Raw genomic sequence first — 17,139 nt, forward strand, 5'->3', positions numbered from 1 at the left:
GAGCGCTCAGCAGCGGCCGAGGGTCTCGCACTCCTCCCAACGGGTGGCCGGCACCAGGGCCGCCTCGGGCGAGGCGGAGGACGGCGCCTGGAAGGAGCGGGCGGCCGGGGCGTTCTGGCCGCTCTTGGCGGGGGCGTTCGAGCCGGCGGCCGGGGCGGCGGGCGCCGGGCCGGTGGCCAGGCGGACGGCGATGGCGTCCAGGACGAAGCGCGGGCGGGCGCCCGGGAAGTTGTTCATCATCGCGCTGAAGGCCAGGCGGCGGCCGTCGGGGGCGGTGGCGTAGCCGATCAGGTTGTCGACGCCGCTCATCGAGCCGCTCTTGGCGTGCACGTTGTTCTCGGCGGCGGTGCCGCGCATCCGGGCGGCCAGGGTGCCGCCGACCATGCGCTCCGGGTTGCCGGCCACCGGGAGGGCGTCGTACCAGGTCTTGAACCACGGCTTGCGGGTGGCCAGGTCGAGCAGCGAGGCGAGCTTGCCCGGGGTGACCAGGTCGTAGCGGGAGAGGCCGGAGCCGTCCACCTGACGGCCCGTCGGGAGCTCCAGGCCGTTGGCCTTGAGGAAGCCGTTGACCTGGGCGGAGCCGGTGGCCCAGGTGCCCTGGCCGCCCTTGACCTTGCCGATCTCCTTGATCAGGTGCTCGGCGATGCCGTTGTTGCTGATCTTGAGCATCGGGACGATCAGCTTGCCGAGCGGCTCAGAGTCGTGCGAGGCGAGCGGCTGGGTGGTCTCGGTGCCGCTGGCGGCCTTGGCCGGACGGACCACGTCGACGCCGGCCCGCTCCAGGGCGCCGTTGAAGACCTCGCCGGTGTAGGCGGCCGGGCCCTCGACGGTGACCAGGGAGTCGACCGGGGCGGCGCCCGCGGCCAGGCTGCCGGTCAGGGCGATCTCGTTGACGCCGCGCTTGCGCTCGACTCCGCTGGAGTTGCCGGAGCCGGCCGCGCCGGTGGTGATCTGGCCGGTGAACTTCACCGGGGCCTCGGCCGGGAAGGTGGTGACCTTGGCGGGCTGACCGGCCGTGGTCGGGGTGACGGTCACCTTGACGGTGTCCATCGAGTACTCGGAGTCCGGCGCGACGGTCAGCGCGGAGATCTGCGGGCTGTAGGAGTACGGCTCGTCGTCCCAGGCCCAGCCCGGGCCGAGCGGCACCGAGTCGTAGCGGGTGGCGTCGGTGAGCACCCGGCCGGTGACGGTGGTGATGCCGGCCGCGGCCACCTGCTTGGCCAGTGCGTCCAGGTCCGCCGGGCGCAGGCTCGGGTCGCCGCCGCCGCGCAGCACGACGTCGCCGACCAGGACGGAGCCGTAGCGGGTGCCGGAGGTGAGGACCTGGGTGGTGAAGACGTGGTTCTCGCCCAGCAGGTCGAGGGCGGCCGCGGTGGTGACGGTCTTGAGGACCGAGGCCGGGGTGAGCAGCGCGTTCTGCCCGCGCTGGTAGACCACCTGGCCGGTGGTGGTGTCGATGACCTGGACGCCGGCCTGGGCGTTGGCCAGGGCCGGGGTGGACAGGATCGCGTCGATGTCGGCGATCAGCTTGGGGTCGGCCGGGGTGGAGGTGTCGGCCTGGGCGACGCCCGCGAGGAGCGAGGCGGCGACCGCGACGGCGGCGAAGGGCAGGACGTGGCGGCGGCTGGTGCGCAGCGACAAGGGAGCTCCCGAGCTCTCGGACGTGACGGGGGCGCGCGCAAGCGCGTCCGCGCCCGACAGATCGGTGCGGAACAGGCCAAAGCCCCCCGTTGGCGTGCACAGACTAGCAGTTGACGAACGGTCTGATGATCGCCGGCGGGGGGCCTCGGCGGAGGGGTGGACGGGTGTGGTTCAGACCTGCGGGGCGCGGGCGTTGCCCGCCTTGGTGGCCTCGACCATGGCCTGGTGCAGATTGCGGGCGGTGGTCTCGTCGGCGGCGGGGAGCGGGCTGCCGAGCACGGTGAACCAGTCCTGCGCGCCGGTGTACTGGACGGTGATCTTCACCTGCCCCTCGACCCAGGTGGTGTGAAGCGTCAGATTGCCGGTGATCGCGCCGAGCTCCTCGGTGAGCACGCCGCCGTGCCCGGCATGGATGCCCTGAGTGGTCCAGGTGGCCCACGTCTCCACGGTTCCTCCTGCTGCTGTCCGGGGGGTGATCATGCGTCAAGAGTTACCCGGCCACGGTACCCCGGCTCGGCGGCCATCACCCCCTGTCACCTGTCAGGGGCGCGGCGCACACTGGGAGCATGTGCCGATCGATCAAGACCCTGCGCGCCCCGGTCACCCCCGAGGTGACCGAGGACGACATCCACGCCGCCGCCCTGCAGTACATCCGGAAGGTGTCCGGCTTCCGGGCGCCCGCCGCGCACAACCAGGAGGTGTTCGAGCGGGCGGTGGAGGCGGTCACCGAAGCCACCCGGGAGCTGCTCGACCATCTGGTGGTCAGGGGGCAGCAGCACCAGGCGGCCCACGAGCACTGAGGCGGCGTCCCGGGGAGGCGGCCGGGATCAGCCGAGGAAGCCCCGGAGCAGGGCCGCGGTGGCCTCCAGGTGCTCCTCGGTGGTGCGGCGGGCGGCGGCCACGTCCCCGTCGAGGATGGCCCGGACCATGGCGCGGTGCTGCTCCGAGGCGTGCTCGATGTTGCGGCCGAGCACCGGGATGGCGTTGAGCAGGTCGTTGAGCCGCATCCGGCCGACCGCCACCCCGGCGGCCAGCGAGGGCGAGCCGGTGAGCTCGGCGATGGCCAGGTGGAACCGCGAGTCGAGCTGGCGGTAGTCGGCCGGGTCGCAGTCCTCCAGCTCGGCCAGCCGCTGCTCCAGGTGCTCGCGCTGGACCGGGGTGAGGGTGCGGCGGGCGGCCTGTTCGGAGGCGCCGGTCTCCAGGACCAGACGGTACGTCAGGGCGTCCTCCAGCTCGGCCCCCATGTCCTGGACGGCGCGCCGGAGTTGACCGAGGTCGGGCGGGGGCAGGCGGTAGGTCACGAAGGTGCCGCCGTAGCGGCCGCGGCGCGGCTCCACGCAGCCGGCCTGCTGGAGCGAGCGGAGCGCCTCGCGCAGGGTCTCGCGGCTGACGTTCAGCCGGGCGGCGAGCTCGCGCTCGGGCGGGAGGCGGTCGCCGTGGGCGAAGACGCCGAGCTTGAGGGCGGCGAGGATGCGTTCGACGGTCTCCTCGAAGGCGTTCCCGGTCCGCACCGGACGCAGGACCGATGCGCCGCGCCAGTCCACGCCCTCGTCAGCCACGGCCGCATCGTACCCAGGGCGGGGGTGGGGGCGGAGGGGGTGACCGGTGGGTGAGAGGGGTGGTGGGGCGGGGACGGGGGAGGGCGGGGCGTCCGGGTGGCGAAAAGGCGGGGCGGGGACAGGGGTGGTGCTGGCATGCTGCTCCCGTGGACAAGCCCGAGATCTCGATCGAATTCGCCCCCGAGCTGCACGTCTTCGTGAGCACCCCACGTCGAGGCGGCTGGTCCGGGGTGAGGACCGACGGGACCTCGACCCTCGGGCACGTGGTGGAGTCGCTCGGCGTACCGCTGACCGAGGTGGGCGCCTTCGAGACGGCGGCCGGCGAGGCGCTGGCCACCTCGCACGTGCCGGTGGACGGCGAGCGGATCGCCGTGCGGGCGGTGGTCAGGCCGCAGGCGCTGCCGGGCGCGCCGCGCTTCCTGCTGGACGTGCACCTGGGCACGCTGGCCCGGCGGCTGCGGCTGCTCGGGGTGGACGCGGCGTACGAGAGCCTGGACATCGGGGACCCGGCGCTGGCGGCCCGTTCGGCGGCCGAGCAGCGGGTGATGCTCTCGCGGGACCGGGGACTGCTGCACCGGCGCGAGCTCTGGGCCGGGGCGTACGTCTACAGCCACCGCCCCGCGGAGCAACTGCGCGACGTGCTCTCCCGGTTCGCGCCCCCGCTCGCGCCGTGGACGCGGTGCACCAACTGCAACGGGGTGCTCCGGCCGGCCGACAAGGCCGAGGTCCGCGAGCAGCTGCGGGACGGCACCGAGCGCTCCTACGACGTCTACGCCCAGTGCGGGGACTGCGAGCAGGTGTACTGGCGCGGCGCGCACCACGCGCAGCTGAGCGGGATCGTGGACGCGGCGGTGGCCGAGTTCGGCGGGGCGGTCGTCAACGGCTGAGGCCCGGCCGGCTGCCCGCCGAGGAACCACTGGGGCGCGTGGTCTTGACGGGGAATCAGGGGTAACGGGAACATGCTGCCCACGCCAAAGGTCTGAAACCGGTCCTTTGGCCGCCACGATGACGTGGGCGCACGTTTCGGCTCTCTCCCGAACCCCTCAACCCCCAAGGGGTGCGCATGCCTTCCGAGCAGCACACGAGCGACGACGAGCACCGGCTACGGCAGCTCGGCTACACCCAGGAGCTGGCCCGCTCGATGTCGGGCTTCGCCAACTTCGCCGTCTCCTTCTCGATCGTCTCCATCCTCTCCGGCTGCCTGACCCTCTACGGCTTCGGGCTGAACACCGGCGGCCCGGCCCTGATCACCTGGGGCTGGCCACTGGTCGGCCTGATGACGCTCTGCGTGGCGCTGTCGATGGCCGAGATCTGCTCCAGCTACCCGACCGCGGGCGGTCTGTACTACTGGGCCGCCAAGCTGGCCCGCCGCAACGGTGCGGCGGCCTCCTGGTTCACCGGGTACTTCAACTTCATGGGCCAGGTGGCCGTCACCGCCGGGGTCGACTTCGGCGCGGCGTTCTTCACCAACGCCTTCCTGGACCTCCAGTGGGGCTACGCCGCCACCACCGAGCACACCATGGTGCTGTTCGCGGTCATCCTGCTGCTGCACGGCCTGCTCAACACCCGGGGCGTGAAGCTGGTCGCGCTGCTCAACACGGTGAGCGTCTGGTGGCACGTGGCCGGAGTGACGGTGATCGTCGGCGCGCTGGTGCTGCTGCCGTCCGAACACGCCTCCGCCTCCTTCGTGTTCACGAAGTTCGTCAACAACACCGGCTTCTCCAGCGGTTTCTACGTCGCGATGCTCGGCCTGCTGCTGGCCCAGTACACCCTGACCGGCTACGACGCCTCCGCACACATGACCGAGGAGACCAGGGACGCCGCCCGCTCCGGGCCCAAGGGCATCGTCAACTCGGTGCTGGTCTCCCTGGTGGCCGGCTGGGTGCTGCTGCTCGGGCTGACCTTCGCGATCACGAACTACGAGGGCGTGACCGGCACGAGCACCGGGGTGCCGCCCGCGCAGATCTTCCTGGACGCGCTCGGCCCGACCGGCGCGAAGCTGCTGCTGCTGATCGTGATCGGCGCCCAGTTCTTCTGCGGGATGGCCTCGGTGACCGCCAACTCCCGCATGATCTACGCCTTCTCGCGCGACGGCGCGCTGCCCGGCTCGCGGATCTGGCACCGGATCAACCCGCGCACCCAGACCCCGACCGCCGCCGTCTGGCTGGCCACCGGAGGGGCCTTCCTGCTGGGCGCGCAGAACCTCTGGAACGCCACCGCCTACGCGGCCGTCACCTCGATCTCCGTCATCGGGCTGTACATCGCCTACGTCGTCCCGGTGTTCCTGAGACTCCGTCAGGGTGACGCCTTCGAGCGCGGCCCGTGGCACCTGGGCCGGTGGAGCAAGCTGATCGGTAGCGTGGCGGTCGGCTGGACGGCGCTGATCTCGGTGCTGTTCATGCTGCCCACCCTCAGCCCGGTCACCGCCGCGAACTTCAACTACACCCCCGTCGCGGTGGCGGTCGTGCTCGGCTTCGCCGGGATCTGGTGGCTGGTGTCGGCCCGGCACTGGTTCACCGGCCCCAAGGTGACCGCCGAGGACGAACCGGCCGACCGCGCAAGCACCTTGGAGAAGCGATGAGCAGCCCCCGCCTCACCCTCGACCGCCTGCGCGCGCTGGTCGCCGACGGCTCCGTGGACACCGTGGTGCTCGCCCTCACCGACATGCAGGGCCGCCTCCAGGGCAAGCGGATCGCCGCCGGGCACTTCCTGGACGAGGTCGTCGGCCACGCCGCCGAGGGCTGCGGCTACCTGCTCGCGGTGGACGTCGACATGAACACCGTCGACGGCTACGAGGTCTCCTCCTGGGAGACCGGCTACGGCGACTTCGTGATGCGGCCCGACTTCGACACCCTGCGGATGGTGCCCTGGCACCCGGCCACCGCGATGGTCCAGTGCGACGTGCTCCAGCAGGACGGCACCCCCGTCCCGGTCTCCCCGCGCCAGGTGCTGCGGCGTCAGCTGGAGCGGCTGGCCGGCTACGGCTGGCAGGCCTACGCCGGCACCGAGCTGGAGTTCATCGTCTTCAAGGACAGCTACGAACAGGCCTGGGACAAGGGCTACTCCGGCCTCACCCCGGTCAACCAGTACAACGTCGACTACTCCATCCTCGGCACCTCCCGGATCGAGCCGCTGCTGCGCCGGCTGCGCAACGAGATGGCCGGGGCCGGGCTCACCGTGGAGTCCGCCAAGGGCGAGTGCAACCTCGGCCAGCACGAGATCGCCTTCAAGTACGGCCCCGCGCTGACCACCTGCGACGACCACGCGGTCTACAAGACCGGTGCCAAGGAGATCGCGGACCAGGCCGGCTACAGCCTCACCTTCATGGCCAAGTACGACCAGCGGGAGGGCAACTCCTGCCACGTCCACCTGAGCCTGCGGGACGAGAGCGGCGCCCCGGTCTTCGCCGGGGACGGCCCGTACGGCTTCTCCCGCACCATGGAGCACTTCCTGGCCGGACAGCTGGCCTGCCTGGGCGAGTTCGCCCTGCTGCTGGCGCCGACGGTCAACTCCTACAAGCGCTACGTCCCCGGCAGCTTCGCCCCCACCGCCATCGCCTGGGGCCGGGACAACCGGACCTGCGCGCTGCGGGTGGTCGGCCACGGCCCCTCGCTGCGGTTCGAGAACCGGGTGCCGGGCGGGGACGTCAACCCGTACCTGGCGCTGGCCGCGCTGATCGCCGCCGGTCTGCACGGGGTCGAGCACCAGCTGCCCCTGGAGCCGGAGTTCACCGGCAACGCCTACGCCTCCGACGCGCCCCGGGTGCCGTCCACGCTGCGTGACGCGGTGGCCGCCTTCGAGGGCAGCGAGGCGGCGGCGCTGGCCTTCGGCAAGGACGTCGTGCGGCACTACGCCCACGCCGGGCGGGTCGAACTCGCCGCCTACGACGCCGCGGTGACGGACTGGGAGCGCCGCCGCGGGTTCGAACGCCTGTGACCACCGCTTCGCCGACCGAGGAGAGTACGCAGTGACCGACAGCCCCGACCTCTACGAGGTGGTCAACCCCGCCACCGAGGAGGTGATCACCACCGTCCCGATGGCCACCCTGGCCGAGACCGACGCCGCCGTCGCGCGGGCCAAGGCCGCCTTCGAGGGCTGGCGCAAGGTCGCCCCCGCCGACCGGGCCCGGCTGCTGCGCGCCTTCGCCGCCGCCGTGGACGCCGACCGGGAGGAACTGGCCCGGCTGGAGGTGGCCAACGCCGGTCACACGGTGGGAAACGCCCGCTGGGAGGCGGGCAACGCCCGGGACGTGATCGAGTACTACGCGGCCGCCCCCGAGCGCCTGTTCGGCCGTCAGATCCCGGTGGCCGGCGGAGTGGACCTGACCTTCCAGGAGCCGCTCGGCGTGGTCGGGATCATCGTGCCGTGGAACTTCCCGATGCCGATCGCCGCCTGGGGCTTCGCCCCGGCCCTGGCGGCCGGCAACACGGTGGTCCTCAAGCCCGCCGAGCTCACCCCGCTCACCGCCCTGCGGCTGGCCGAACTGGCGCTGCGGGCCGGGATCCCGGAGGGCGTGTTCCAGGTGCTGCCCGGGCGCGGGCCGGTGGTCGGCGAGCGGTTCGTCACCCATCCCGACGTGCGGAAGGTGGTCTTCACGGGTTCGACCGCGGTCGGCAAGCGGGTGGCCGCCGGGTGCGCCGAGCAGGTCAAGGCCGTGACCCTGGAGCTCGGCGGCAAGAGCGCGAACATCGTGTTCGCCGACGCCGACCTGGCGAAGGCGGCGGCCACCGCCCCGTACGCGGTCTTCGACAACGCCGGGCAGGACTGCTGCGCGCGGTCGCGGATCCTGGTGCAGGCCACCGTGCTGGACGAGTTCATGGCCGGGTTCGAACGGGCCGTGCGCGCGGTGCGGGTCGGCGACCCGGCCGACGAGAAGAGCGAGATGGGTCCGCTGATCTCGGCCGCCCAGCGCGAGCGGGTCGCCTCCTACGTCAAGGACCCGGCGTTCACCGGGAGTTGCCCCGAGGGACCGGGCTTCTGGTACCCGCCGACGGTGCTCGCGCCGGTCCGGCACGACGACCCGGCGTTCACCGAGGAGATCTTCGGCCCGGTGGTGACCGTGGTCCCGTTCCGCGACGAGGAGGACGCGGTGCGGATCGCCAACGCCACCGAGTACGGCCTCTCCGGCTCCATCTGGACCAGGGACGTCGGCCGCGCCCTGCGGGTCGCCCGCGCCGTCGAGGCCGGCAACCTCTCGGTCAACTCGCACTCCTCGGTGCGGTACTCGACCCCCTTCGGCGGCTTCAAGCAGTCCGGTCTCGGCCGGGAGCTCGGGCCGGACGCCCTGCACGCCTTCACCGAGACCAAGAACGTCTTCATCGCAACGGATCAGGAGTAGTCGGATGAGCAACCGTCTGGACGGCCGGGTGGCCGTCATCACCGGAGCCGGCAGCGGCATCGGCCTCGCCACCGCCCGGCGCTTCGCCGCCGAGGGAGCGAAGGTCGTCTGCGTGGACCTGGACGAGGAGAGCGGGGAGAAGGCGGCCAACGAGGTCGGCGGCCTGTTCATCCGCGCGGACGTGACGGACGAGGACGCCGTCCGCCAGATGTACCAGACCGCCGTCGACACCTACGGCAGCCTGGACATCGCCTTCAACAACGCCGGCATCTCGCCGCCGGACGACGACTCCATCCTGACCACCGGCCTGGAGGCCTGGCAGCGGGTGCAGGACGTCAACCTGAAGAGTGTCTACCTCTGCTGCAAGTACGCCATCCCGCACATGCAGCGGCAGGGCAAGGGCTCGATCATCAACACCGCCTCGTTCGTCGCGGTGATGGGCGCGGCCACCTCGCAGATCTCCTACAGCGCCTCCAAGGGCGGCGTGCTGGCGATGTCGCGCGAGCTGGGCGTGCAGTTCGCCCGCGAGGGCATCCGGATCAACGCGCTCTGCCCGGGCCCGGTCAACACGCCGCTGCTCCAGGAGCTCTTCGCCAAGGACCCGGAGCGGGCGGCCCGCCGCCTGGTGCACATCCCGCTGGGACGCTTCGCCGAGCCCTCCGAGATCGCGGCGGCGGTGGCCTTCCTGGCGAGCGACGACTCGTCGTTCATGACGGCGAACACCTTCCTGGTGGACGGCGGCATCTCCGGTGCGTACGTGACCCCGCAGTAGGAGGACGCCCCGCGGGTGGCTGACGACGGCTCAGCCGCCCGCAGGGGGTTCCAGTTCGTACCAGACGACCTTGCCGGTGTCGGTGACGCGGGTGCCCCAGCGGTGGGCGAGTTCGTTGACGAGGTACATGCCGCGGCCGCCCTCGTCGGCCTCCTCGGCGACCCGCAGGCGCGGCGGGCGGGCGTCGACATCGGTGACCTCGACGGTCAGCAGCCGGTCGCGGAAGATCCGCATCTCGACCGGTCGGCCGGCGTGCACCAGGGCGTTGGTGATCAGTTCGCTGGTGAGCAGTTCCGCGTGGTCGGCCAGGACGTCGAGGCCCCAGGCGGCGAGCACCTCGCGGGTGAAGTGCCGGGCCCGGCCGACCACGGCCCGGTCCTCGGCCAGTGGCAGGACGGCGTAGCGGTCCGGGCCGACCGGGCGGGCCCGGGCCAGCAGGACGGCGACGTCGTCCTGGCCGGCGGGGGCCTCCAGTGCGGCGAGCAGTGCGTCGCAGGTGCGCTCCAGGCTGCCGCGGCGGCCGGTCACGGCGCGGCGCAGCAGCTCGATGCCGTGGTCGATGTCGTGGTCGCGCCGCTCCACCAGGCCGTCGGTGTAGAGCAGCAGCAGGCCGTCCTCGGGCAGGGTGAAGCTGCGGTTCTGGAACGGCACCCCGCCCACCCCCAGCGGCGCGCCGGCGGGCAGTTCGACGAGCTCGGCCTCGCCCGAGGGCGGCGCCAGCAGCGGGGGCAGGTGTCCGGCCGAGGCCGCGGTGCAGCTGCGGTCCAGCGGGTCGAACACCACGCAGACGCAGGTGGCGAACTGGCCCTCGCCGAGTGCCGAGGCGGCCTCGTCCAGGCGGCGCAGCAGCCGGGCCGGATCGAGGTTGAGGGTGGCCAGGGTCCTTGCCACGGTGCGGAGTTGGCCCATGGTGGCGGCGGCCCGGATACCGTGGCCCATCACGTCGCCGACGATCAGCGCGACCCGGCCGCTGCCGATCGGCACCACGTCGAACCAGTCGCCGCCCACCTCGCTGACCACGCTGCTCGGCAGGTAGCGGTGGGCCAGTTCCAGCCCCAGCGAGTGGTGCACCTCCTGCGGCAGCAGGCTGCGCTGCAGCGTCAGCGCGGTCTCGCGCTCCCGCCGGTAGAGCCGGGCGTTGTCGATGCAGACGGCGGCCCGGGCCGCCAACTCCTCGGCCAGCGCCACGTCGTCGGCGGTGAACGGCTCCGGGTTGACGGTCCGGATGAACTCGGCACCGCCCAGCACCGTCCCGCGCGCGAGCAGCGGCACCATCACGTACGAGTGCACGCCCGCGGCCAGACCGGGCTCCACCCGGTCGGGTGCCGCCACGATCCGGTGCAGGGCCGCCTCGTCCACCTCGGCCACCAGGATCGAGCGGCGCGAACGCAGGCTCTCCGCATAGAGGTTGGCCGACCGGCTGGGTTCGCCGACCTCGTCGGCCGCCCCCATCAGCACCTCCGAACCCTTCACCTCGCCGACCGCCACCGCCCGCAGCAGCGCCGGGCCCTCGTCCGGCGGGGCGGCCGGCTCCTCGCCGTCGAGGACCGACTCCAGCAGGTCCACGGTGACGAAGTCGGCGAAGCGCGGCAGCACCACCTCCACCAACTCCTGGGCGGTGCGGGAGAGGTCGAGGGTGGTGCCGATCCGGGTGCTGGCCTCGTTGAGCAGGGCCAGGCGCTGCTGGGCGGTGTGCGCCTCCTCGAGGGCGAACTGCCGGGCCCGGGCGGCGTCCCGCTCCCGGGTGTAGAGCAGCGCGTTGTCCACCGCCACGGCTGCCCGGGCGGCCAGCTCGGCGGCCAGCGCCGCGTCCTGCGCGTCGTAGTGACGCTCCGTCACGTTCCGATAGAAGACCGCGATCCCGACCGCCGCCCCGCGCGCGATCAACGGCACCACCATCGCCGTGTGCACCCCGTCGCCGCGCATCGCCGCGGCCTCGGCGGGCGCGTCCGCGAACCAGTGCGAGGCCCCGCCGTCCAGGGTCGGCAGCAGGACGGGACGGCGGTGCGCCAGCGCCCAGGCGTACGGCGTCGACGGGTGGTAGTGGTGCACCGCGCCGACCGGAGCCAGCGGCACCATGCCGGAGCCCGGCGCGGAGTGGAAGGCCATCCGGCGCAGCACCGCCGAGCGGTCGGCGGGGCTGGGCAGCTCGGCGGGCTGGCCCGCGGCGAGGGTGTCCAGCACCTCCACCGCCACCGTGTCGGCCAGCTCCGGGGTCGCCACCTCCGCCAACTCCTGGGCGGTGCGGGCGAGATCGAGGGTGGTGCCGATCCGGGTGCTGGCCTCGTTGAGCAGGGCCAGGCGCTGCTGGGCCCGGGCCGCCTGGGCCTCGGCCCGGAACCGCTCGGTGACGTCCACGATGGTGGAGCTCACCCCGAGCACCCCGCCCTCGGGCCGGTCCAGCCGGAAGTAGGAGGCGGACCAGGCGCGGTCGTGGCCCGGGTCGCCAGGGGTCCGGCCGTAGGAGCGGGCGTCCAGCACCGGCTCGCCGGTCGCCATCACGTGGCGCATCACCGCCTCGATCTCCTCGCCGTTGATCCCCGGCAGCACCTCGGTGACCCGGCGGCCGATCTGCTGCTCGGCGGGCAGGCCGTTGGCGCGGGCCAGCGCGTCGTTCAGCCGGACGAAGCGCAGGTCGGTGTCGTAGACCGCCATGCCGACCGGGGACTGGCTGAAGAAGCTGTCCAGCACCGCCAGGTCCGCGTGCAGCCGGTGCACCGTCGTCACGTCCGAGGCCACCGCGAGCACCAGCGGGCGGCCGTCCGGGCCGAGCACGGGGTGGGTGCGGAACTCCAGGTTCACGTGGTGGCCGTTGCGGTGCAGCACCGGGAAGACGCCGGACCAGCCCCGGCCGGTGAGGATGTGCCGGAACAGTTCGAGCACCTCGGGCCGCTGGTCCTCGGTGACCAGCAGCTGGGCCGCCCGGGCGCCGATGGCCTGCCGGGCGGGGTAGCCGAGCAGGGCCTCGGCGTCGGTGCTCCAGTGCAGGATGCGGCCGTCCTCGGCGATCAGCGCGGTCGCGATCGGGACCGTCAGGAGGCCGTCCTGCTCATCACTACGCATGTGTCGACCACCGCCCGGGGCTGGGGCTGCCGTCCTGTCATCCTCGCACGGGGTGCTGCGGCTGGCACGGCTCTGCGAGGGGCTGCGGTGGAGGGTTCCCGGCGGGCGGAGGGCCGTACGGCGGGGCTCCGGGCGCGGGGGAGCGGATGGTCACGTTCCCGTAACGGCGGCGAAGCGAGAGCGACAACCGAGGCTCCTAGGCTCGGCCGCAGCCGTCCGGTCAGGTCGAACGAGGAGGACCCTGGTGCACCGCCCGCCCGTCTGGCTCGCCCATCCGCTCCGGTGGCCCCGCGGCGGGCCGGTGCCCTGGCCGGCGGTGCTGCGCGGGGCGCTGGGCACCGGTCCCGCACTGGCCCTCGGGCTGGCGGCGGGCCGCCCGGCGGAGGCCATCGCCGCCGGGCTGGGTGCGTTCTTCGGCACGCTCAACGACCGGCCGGGGACGCGGCGGGTGGCGGCGGTGCGGATCGGTCTGCCCGCGGTGGCCGGGGCGGCGGGGTTCTTCGGGGCGCTGGCCCCCGGGTGGTGGGCGCTGCCGCTGCTGACGGTGGTCGGGCTGGCCTCGGGTGCGGTCAGCGTGGCCGGGCCGGTGTGGTCCGCCGCCGCCGTGCAGCTGCTGGTCTTCACGGCGGTCGGCGCCGGGATGCCGGTCGCGGCCCCGCCGTGGGCGATGGCGGCGGCCTTCCTGGCGGGCGCGCTCTGGCAGCTGCTGCTCCGGCTGGTGGTCAGCCCCTCGGGCGCGGACGGCGAGCGCCACGCGGTGGCGGCCGTCTTCGACGCCCTGGCCGACGCCCTGGCCGCCGTCGGCACCCCGGGAGCGGAGGCCGCCCGGAGGCGGCTGACCGGCGCGCTGAACGAGGCGGACCTGGCGCTGCGCCTGCGGTGGCCCCGGGCGGGGCGGGCGGGACGGGTGGACGGTCCGTCAGGGGACGACGGGCGGACGCGGACGGGTGGGGCGTCGGGCCTGGGTGTCGGTGAGGCCACACCCCGGCGCGCCCTTCCGCCCGTCGGCGGGTCCGCCGGAGGGGCGCTGCGCGGGGGCGGTGGTGTGAGCGGCCGATTCTTCGCCCGGGCGTTGCGGCGTGGCGGTGCTCCGAGGGTGGTCGGGGCCGAGGAGGGGCGGCTGTGGGAGCGGTTCGGGGCGGCGGCCGCGCTGTGCGAGGCGGGCGTGGCGCTGCTGTGGGAGGGGGAGCGGCTGCCGGAGCGGATCGTCGAGGGGCCGCGGCGGTTGGCGGAGGCGGTGCGGGCGGGGGCGGTGCCCGGTGCGGTGCCGGCTCCGGTGTCGGACAGTCCGGCGAGGGCGGCGTTCGACCTGGCGGTGCTGGAGGTGACGCTGGCGTTCTCGGGGGCGGGAGACGAGCCGGTGGCCGCGCCGCACCGGGTGCGCCCCGGAGCGCTGCCGACCGGCCCGGCCGGGCGCGAGTACGGGCTGCGGGTGGCGGCCTGCGTGGCCGTCTCGACCACGCTCGCGCTGCTGCTCGGGGCCGCCTACTGGTACTGGCTGCCCGTCACCGCCGCGTTCCTGGTGAAGCCGGACATCGGGCCGCTGTTCTCGCGGGTGGTCAGCCGCTGCGCCGGGACGGCCGTCGGGGTGCTGTTCGCCGCCGTGCTGCTGCCGCACGGCGCGGAGGTGGCCGCCGCGACCCTGGGCGGGGCGCTGGTCCCGCTGGCGGCCCGTCACTTCGCCGCCCAGACGGCGGTGGTGACCGTCACCGTGCTCGCCTTCGTCTCGCTCGCCGGGGACACCAGCGCGGCCGGCACCCGGCTGGCGGACACGGTGCTGGCCTGCCTCGCCGTCCTGCTGGTCGGCCACCTGCCCCGGCTCAGCTCCACCCGGACCCGGGTCGGTCACCGGTACGCCGTCGCGCTGCGGCACGCCCAGTGCTACCTGGACCACGTGCTCGCCCCCGAGCGGTCCGTCCGCGCGGAGCGGGATGCCCTGCGTCGCACCGCCTACCGGGCACTGGCCGAGGCGCGGGCCGCCGCCGAGACCGCCGCCGCCGAGCTGCGGGCGGACCGCGACTGGCTGCCGGTCGGTGCCGGGGCGGAGCGGATCGTCGACGCGACCACCGCCTGCGCCGTCCGGCTCGACCACGGCCGCCCGTACCCGCCGGAGCCGGACGCTCGGCGGATCGTCGCCGAACTGGAGCTCCTGGCAAGGGAGTTGGACGCCGGGAAGGTGACGCCCGGCCCTGCGGAGGGCGCCGTCCCCGCCGACTGCCGCACGCTGGCCGAGATCCACGGCGAGCTCCGCCGGATCCGGACGCTGACCTCGGCTCGGTAAACTGCCCCGAACCCTCGCGCAGGTGGTCAGTGGCGACCGCCCCATGTCACCCCACCCCTGGAGTTGGTCCCGTCATGCCGCTGGCGCTCGTCGCCCTCGCCCTCACCGCCTTCGCGATCGGCACCACCGAGTTCGCCGCGATGGGCTTGCTCCCGCAGGTCGCCGACGACCTCGGAGTCCCGGTGCCGCAGGCCGGCTGGCTGATCTCGATGTACGCGATCGGTGTGGTCATCGGGGCCCCGCTGCTCACCGCGCTCTGCGCGAAGCTGCCCCGCAAGGCCGTGCTGATCGGCCTGTCCGGGCTGTTCACGGTCGGGAACCTGCTCTGCGCGCTGGCCCCGAACTTTGCCCTACTGGCCGCCGCCCGGCTGATCACCGGGCTGCCGCACGGCGCCTTCTTCGGGGCCGGCGCGGTGGCCGCCGCCGAGCTGGCGGCGCCGCACCTGCGGGCCCGGGCGGTCTCGGTGATGTTCTCCGGGCTGACCGTGGCCACCATCCTCGGCGTGCCGGCCGCCACCCTGCTGGGCCAGCACCTCGGGTGGCGCTCGGCGATGCTCGTGGTGGTCGGCGCCGGCGCGGTCGGCACGCTCGCCTTGGCCCGGCTGCTGCCCGAACTGCCCAGCCGCCCCGGTGCCGGCCTGCGCAGTGAGCTGGCCACCTTCCGCAGCGGCCAGCTCTGGCTGGCCCTCGGCACGGTGGTGACCGGCTGCGCCGGGCTGTTCGCCTGTTACACCTACATCACCCCGGTGCTCACCGAGGTGGCCGGCTTCTCCGGACAGGGCGTCACGGTGGTGCTCGCCCTGTTCGGCGTCGGGATGACGCTCGGGAACCTGATCGGCGGCTACGCGGCGGACCGCGCGCTGCGGCCCTCGATCAGCGCCGCCTTCCTGCTGATGGCGCTGGCGCTGGCCCTGTTCGCGGTGACCGCGGGCACCCCGTGGGCGGCGGCGCTCACCGTGGTGCTGATCGGCCTGTTCGGCTTCGCCACCGTGCCGACGGTGCAGACCCTGGTGATGCAGAAGGCACGGACCGCGCCGACCCTGGCCTCGGCCACCGTGCAGGGCGCCTTCAACCTCGCCAACGCGCAGGGCGCCTACCTCGGCAGCCTGGCCCTGTCGGCCGGGCTCGGCTGGACCTCGCCCACCCTGGTCGGCTCCGGGCTGGCCCTCACCGGCTGCCTGGTGGCCACCGCGGCCTGGGCGCTCGACCGCCCCTCCCGGCGGTCCGCCCCCGTCGAGCCCGCCGCGAGCCCGGCCGTGGAGCCGGTCGGCTGACCCTCCGTCAGGAGGACCGGTCCGGCGCGGCGGCGAGCAGGTCCGTGACCGCCTTCCCGTGCGCCCGCTGCCCGGGGGTCACCCCTCCTCGGACTGGCGGGCCCGCAGGGCGCGGACCTTGTGGCGGTTGCCGCAGTGCTCCATGGAGCACCAGCGGCGGTTCCCGGGGCGGGAGGTGTCGACGTACACCAGCTGGCAGTCGCCGGCCGAGCAGGTGCGGACCCGGTGGGCGAAGGGGCCGGTCAGCAGGTCGACCGCGTCGCGGGCGAGGGTGGCGACCAGCTGGGCGCCGGTGGCCCCGGGGGCCCACCCCCGGCCGCCGTCGGCCGTCACGGCCGGTGCCAGCGCGGGCCGGGCGGCGGCGGCGTTGAGGACGGCCAGCTCGTCGGCCGGGAGCGGTGCGCCGTCGAGGTGGGCGCGCACCAGCCCGAACAGCGCGTCGCGCAGCGTCCGGAGCTCGGCCACGTCCCGCTCGGCGACCTCCAACTCGGGTGTGGGGTCCAGGCGTGAGCGCCCGGCGAAGTCGGCCACGTCGGCCGGAGCGTGCAGCACCTCGAAGACGCGGTAGGGGCCGGGGCCTCCGGTGGTCATCAGCTCAAGGCAGAGCGCCCCGGGGTCGAAACGGTAGGTGGAGCCGCTGCGCGAGCGCAGCGTCAGGCCTCTGGTTGCGGACGGATCCATGTAACCAATATAACTGGTTACATGGCTCTGAACTGGAAACTCGTCATCGACTGCGCAGACCCCTCGGCCCTGGCGGACTTCTGGGCCGCCGCCCTGGAGTACGAGGTGGAGGACCCGAGCCCGCTGATCGACCAGCTGCTCGCCGCAGGCCACCTGCCCGAGGCGGCCGTCACCGAGCACCGCGGCCGCAAGGTCTTCCGCGGCTACGGCGCCGTCCGCCACCCCGAGGACCCCTACGACCCGGCGAGCGGGGTCGGCAAGGGCCGCCGCCTGCTCTTCCAGCAGGTCCCCGAGCCCAAGACCGTCAAGAACCGCCTGCACATCGACCTGCACGCCGGGCCGGAGGGCCTGGCCGGGCTGGTCGCGCGGTTGGAGGGGCTCGGCGCGGTCAAGGTCCAGGAGGTGGACAAGGGCCCGGCCGGGCACTGGTGGGTGATGCGCGATCCCGAGGGCAACGAGTTCTGCGCGGCCTGACCGGCGGACCGGTGCGCCCACAACCCTTTCGCCTGACGGAACGTCTACAGTGTTGG

14 protein-coding genes are annotated in these 17,139 nt (G+C 73.9%); 9 read left to right on the forward strand and 5 right to left on the reverse strand.

Annotation, left to right across the window (positions count from 1 at the left end):
* Positions 1–6: 6 nt before the first annotated feature.
* Together dacB and ACWCYY_RS06050 are read right to left on the reverse strand one after the other, a co-directional pair.
* Positions 7–1,641 carry a D-alanyl-D-alanine carboxypeptidase/D-alanyl-D-alanine endopeptidase gene (dacB, locus tag ACWCYY_RS06045; protein ID WP_345283528.1) on the reverse strand — a complete coding sequence of 545 codons (1,635 nt, stop codon included), beginning with the start codon at positions 1,639–1,641 and terminating at the stop codon, positions 7–9.
* Between the two features lie 171 nt (positions 1,642–1,812).
* The gene (locus ACWCYY_RS06050; protein ID WP_396291589.1) at positions 1,813–2,088 is read right to left on the reverse strand and encodes a hypothetical protein; all 276 of its coding nucleotides are present in this window, start codon (positions 2,086–2,088) and stop codon (positions 1,813–1,815) included.
* Between the two features lie 119 nt (positions 2,089–2,207).
* On the opposite strand from ACWCYY_RS06050, the gene ACWCYY_RS06055 reads away from it, so the two are divergent.
* Positions 2,208–2,441, forward strand: a complete 234-nt coding sequence (locus ACWCYY_RS06055) for a DUF2277 domain-containing protein (protein ID WP_345283524.1) — start codon at positions 2,208–2,210, stop codon at positions 2,439–2,441.
* A 27-nt stretch (positions 2,442–2,468) separates the two neighbouring features.
* On the opposite strand, the gene ACWCYY_RS06060 is transcribed toward ACWCYY_RS06055, so the two are convergent.
* A complete protein-coding gene (locus ACWCYY_RS06060) occupies positions 2,469–3,200 on the reverse strand; it encodes a FadR/GntR family transcriptional regulator (RefSeq protein WP_449795259.1) in 732 nt (243 codons plus the stop codon).
* Between the two features lie 146 nt (positions 3,201–3,346).
* On the opposite strand from ACWCYY_RS06060, the gene ACWCYY_RS06065 reads away from it, so the two are divergent.
* From ACWCYY_RS06065 to ACWCYY_RS06085, 5 genes are all read left to right on the forward strand, one after another.
* Positions 3,347–4,087: a Mut7-C RNAse domain-containing protein gene (locus tag ACWCYY_RS06065; protein WP_345283520.1), complete on the forward strand. Its 741-nt coding sequence runs from the start codon at positions 3,347–3,349 to the stop codon at positions 4,085–4,087.
* 176 nt (positions 4,088–4,263) lie between these two features.
* The gene (locus tag ACWCYY_RS06070) at positions 4,264–5,781 is read left to right on the forward strand and encodes an amino acid permease (protein WP_345283518.1); all 1,518 of its coding nucleotides are present in this window, start codon (positions 4,264–4,266) and stop codon (positions 5,779–5,781) included.
* A complete protein-coding gene (locus tag ACWCYY_RS06075) occupies positions 5,778–7,136 on the forward strand; it encodes a glutamine synthetase family protein (RefSeq protein WP_449795260.1) in 1,359 nt (452 codons plus the stop codon). Before ACWCYY_RS06070 ends, ACWCYY_RS06075 begins: the two co-directional genes overlap by 4 nt.
* A 100-nt stretch (positions 7,137–7,236) precedes the next feature.
* The gene (locus ACWCYY_RS06080) at positions 7,237–8,538 is read left to right on the forward strand and encodes an aldehyde dehydrogenase family protein (RefSeq protein ID WP_345283599.1); all 1,302 of its coding nucleotides are present in this window, start codon (positions 7,237–7,239) and stop codon (positions 8,536–8,538) included.
* A gap of 4 nt (positions 8,539–8,542) precedes the next feature.
* On the forward strand, positions 8,543–9,310 hold the full coding sequence (locus ACWCYY_RS06085; protein ID WP_449795261.1) for a 3-oxoacyl-ACP reductase: 768 nt from the start codon (positions 8,543–8,545) through the stop codon (positions 9,308–9,310).
* A 30-nt stretch (positions 9,311–9,340) separates the two neighbouring features.
* Here ACWCYY_RS06085 and ACWCYY_RS06090 read toward each other — a convergent pair whose 3' ends face one another.
* Positions 9,341–12,373, reverse strand: a complete 3,033-nt coding sequence (locus tag ACWCYY_RS06090) for a SpoIIE family protein phosphatase (protein WP_345283514.1) — start codon at positions 12,371–12,373, stop codon at positions 9,341–9,343.
* Between the two features lie 244 nt (positions 12,374–12,617).
* On the opposite strand from ACWCYY_RS06090, the gene ACWCYY_RS06095 reads away from it, so the two are divergent.
* On the forward strand, positions 12,618–14,654 hold the full coding sequence (locus ACWCYY_RS06095; protein WP_449795262.1) for an FUSC family protein: 2,037 nt from the start codon (positions 12,618–12,620) through the stop codon (positions 14,652–14,654).
* 74 nt (positions 14,655–14,728) lie between these two features.
* On the forward strand, positions 14,729–15,928 hold the full coding sequence (locus tag ACWCYY_RS06100) for an MFS transporter (protein ID WP_449795263.1): 1,200 nt from the start codon (positions 14,729–14,731) through the stop codon (positions 15,926–15,928).
* A 78-nt stretch (positions 15,929–16,006) separates the two neighbouring features.
* Here the strand turns inward: ACWCYY_RS06100 and ACWCYY_RS06105 are convergent, their stop codons facing one another.
* Positions 16,007–16,609 carry a CGNR zinc finger domain-containing protein gene (locus tag ACWCYY_RS06105; protein ID WP_449795264.1) on the reverse strand — a complete coding sequence of 201 codons (603 nt, stop codon included), beginning with the start codon at positions 16,607–16,609 and terminating at the stop codon, positions 16,007–16,009.
* 21 nt (positions 16,610–16,630) lie between these two features.
* Here ACWCYY_RS06105 and ACWCYY_RS06110 point away from each other — a divergent pair, with 21 nt between their 5' ends.
* Positions 16,631–17,083 (forward strand): VOC family protein, encoded by a 453-nt coding sequence (locus ACWCYY_RS06110; RefSeq protein ID WP_449795265.1) that lies wholly within the window; start codon positions 16,631–16,633, stop codon positions 17,081–17,083.
* The last annotated feature ends 56 nt before the right edge of the window (positions 17,084–17,139 follow it).

Source organism: Kitasatospora sp. NPDC001664, from assembly GCF_053596675.1.

Excerpts from the sequence above, each read along its gene's own strand:
- ACWCYY_RS06055 (WP_345283524.1), top strand. The coding sequence starts at position 2,208 with ATGTGCCGATCGATCAAGACCCTGCGCGCCCCGGTCACCCCCGAGGTG.
- ACWCYY_RS06070 (WP_345283518.1), top strand. The coding sequence starts at position 4,264 with ATGCCTTCCGAGCAGCACACGAGCGACGACGAGCACCGGCTACGGCAG.
- ACWCYY_RS06075 (WP_449795260.1), top strand. The coding sequence starts at position 5,778 with ATGAGCAGCCCCCGCCTCACCCTCGACCGCCTGCGCGCGCTGGTCGCC.
- ACWCYY_RS06080 (WP_345283599.1), top strand. The coding sequence starts at position 7,237 with ATGGCCACCCTGGCCGAGACCGACGCCGCCGTCGCGCGGGCCAAGGCC.
- ACWCYY_RS06085 (WP_449795261.1), top strand. The coding sequence starts at position 8,543 with ATGAGCAACCGTCTGGACGGCCGGGTGGCCGTCATCACCGGAGCCGGC.
- ACWCYY_RS06090 (WP_345283514.1), bottom strand. The coding sequence starts at position 12,373 with ATGCGTAGTGATGAGCAGGACGGCCTCCTGACGGTCCCGATCGCGACC.
- ACWCYY_RS06100 (WP_449795263.1), top strand. The coding sequence starts at position 14,729 with ATGCCGCTGGCGCTCGTCGCCCTCGCCCTCACCGCCTTCGCGATCGGC.
- ACWCYY_RS06105 (WP_449795264.1), bottom strand. The coding sequence starts at position 16,609 with ATGGATCCGTCCGCAACCAGAGGCCTGACGCTGCGCTCGCGCAGCGGC.
- ACWCYY_RS06110 (WP_449795265.1), top strand. The coding sequence starts at position 16,631 with ATGGCTCTGAACTGGAAACTCGTCATCGACTGCGCAGACCCCTCGGCC.